Annotated in this window: 2 protein-coding genes and 1 pseudogene; 1 reads left to right on the top strand and 2 read right to left on the bottom strand. The window is 51.5% G+C overall.

Annotation, left to right across the window (positions count from 1 at the left end; all coding sequences use genetic code 11):
• On the top strand, positions 1 to 654 hold a 654-nt coding region (locus KDK13_RS04130; protein WP_257283657.1), incomplete at its 5' end, for a DUF2220 domain-containing protein.
• On the opposite strand, the gene KDK13_RS04125 is transcribed toward KDK13_RS04130, so the two are convergent.
• The gene (locus KDK13_RS04125) at positions 643 to 1,827 is read right to left on the bottom strand and encodes an iron-containing alcohol dehydrogenase (RefSeq protein ID WP_257283656.1); all 1,185 of its coding nucleotides are present in this window, start codon (positions 1,825 to 1,827) and stop codon (positions 643 to 645) included. The genes KDK13_RS04130 and KDK13_RS04125 overlap by 12 nt on opposite strands.
• A pseudogene (locus KDK13_RS04120) lies at positions 1,824 to 2,031 on the bottom strand (hypothetical protein); the annotation flags it as partial. The pseudogene KDK13_RS04120 and the gene KDK13_RS04125, both read right to left, overlap by 4 nt.

The raw sequence follows: 2,031 nt of genomic DNA, 5'->3' as shown, positions 1-2,031 counted from the left end.
CAGCTGACAAAATATGAGGCTTCAGCCCTGTACCTGCTCGGTTCGGCAAAGCTGCTGGATAACCTGGACAAAAAAGCCCTGAAGAATTTTGGTATTGATACCAACCAGTTCCGGCAATCCATTTCCTATGTCGTATTGGCAGGGCCGGAAAACCCGGAGCAGGTTCTGTTGATTGAAAACCCGCAGAGTTTTGAAGCTTGTATTCGCGCAGGTCTTCATGAATATCAGGCTCTGATCTGCACCTTCGGCTATGGTCTGCAGTGGAGTCAGGTTTTAGAGAGACCGGAATCTGTCGTCGGGCTTATCCGGTCAGGGTCCGCTAACCAGAACCTGAAACACTTGTTTTCTCATCCGAAGGTCTATTTCTGGGGCGATCTCGACTGTGAAGGGCTGAATATTTACCGGAGCATTAATGGTCGTTTACCTCACTGCCAACTCAGCAACCTGTATCTCTTGATGGTTGCTGAGCTGCACAATGGAAGTTATCACCCCTATACCAGGGCGGTAGAAAAAGAGAGCCAGGCTCATCGCGATGGCCTGCCTTTTTTGAGTGGAGGCGTTGACCAGGAGCGATTCAGTGATAAAGACACCCTGATTAATTTCAGCTCAGGCGGCATGACATTGTCAGACCTCGCAACTCACCTACCAGGCTGACTTCAACAGCCCCAGTACCTGCTCATAACTGGCATCAACCCGGTTATAGAGCAGTGCACCATCATCAATACTCATCCGGGCAATGTCTTCCAGTTGCGACTCCTGCACCTTGCCACTTTCTGATAATGTTCTTGGCAGCCCTGTCTGCTCAAACAGTTCATCCCGCATGGCACGAATATAGATGATGGTTTCAGCCGCCCGCCGCTCTTCTGGTATTTTGCTGTAAAAATCGGCACCGGCCAGGGGAAGCAGCAGCTCACCGATCGCCTGTTCACACCGGGGCAGGTTGTATTCCAGAACATAAGGCAACATCAGACTCATGCAGACGCCGTGGGGAAGATGGGTTATCGCCCCAAGCGAGTGCCCGATGGCATGGACCAGCCCAACCATGGAGTTGGAAAAGGCAATGCCCGCCATAGTTGCTGATTCTGCCAGCTTAAGCCGGAGATCCCGGCTATCCGGTGAGGCAAGCACCCGAAGCAGGTTTTCCCGTATGCCTTTGATAGCAGCAACGGCATAGGCATCACTGAGTGGATTTTTAGCCGTACCCATAAACGCTTCAATGGCATGGGTCATGGCATCCATGGCGGTGGCGGCGGTAATATGCGGAGGCAATGTCAATGTCATCCGTGGATCAAGAACCGCCACATCAGGCATCAGAAATGAGGAGCCATAGGGCACTTTACGACCACTGGCATCATCGCGAATAACCGCAACTTTGGTCACTTCTGAACCGGTGCCTGCCGTGGTTGGCAGAATAAACAATGGCTTTAGTCGTTTAGTCAGGGCACCAGCACCACTGTAAGCCAGCAGATCATCGCCACCTTCGGACACGAGAATATTGACCGCCTTCGATGTATCAATCACCGACCCACCACCAATGGCAATAATGCCATCCGCGCCATGCTCACGATAAAACCGGGTGATGGCAGATACAACACTGGTTGATGAGTCAGGTGGTACATCACTATACACACCCGCTATCGGAACCCCGTCAACCACCAGGACCCGCTTGACGGGCTCAATTAAGCCGACGTTAAGCACGCCGCCGTCGGTAATAATCAATGGCTTCTTTACCCCAAGGCTGGCCAGTTCATAGGGTATATGCTCCAGGGCTTCATTGCCTGAAACGATTTTTACCGGATTAAAGAATTCATAATAGCTGCGGCTCATCTCACAAATACCCCCATAACAAAACCGGCAAACACGCCCAGATAGATTTGAAATGCCCCCACCAGCTTTTCCTTTATGGAAATCTCCGGGTAATGACGCATGATTTTCCGGCCTATAAACCGGGGTAGCGTGATCACTTCGAGTCGCTCAAAGCAGCGAACCAGTTTCATGGCAGCAGAAAGGTCGCCATCAACCACCATTCGC

Source organism: Endozoicomonas sp. SESOKO1, from assembly GCF_024606265.1.
Classification (GTDB): Bacteria; Pseudomonadota; Gammaproteobacteria; order Pseudomonadales; family Endozoicomonadaceae; genus Endozoicomonas.
The sequence above is the reverse complement of the archived record's forward strand: the minus strand, read 5'-3'. Positions and strand labels throughout refer to the sequence as shown.

Coding starts and splice junctions, on each gene's coding strand:
- KDK13_RS04125 (WP_257283656.1), bottom strand. CDS start 1,827: ATGAGCCGCAGCTATTATGAATTCTTTAATCCGGTAAAAATCGTTTCA.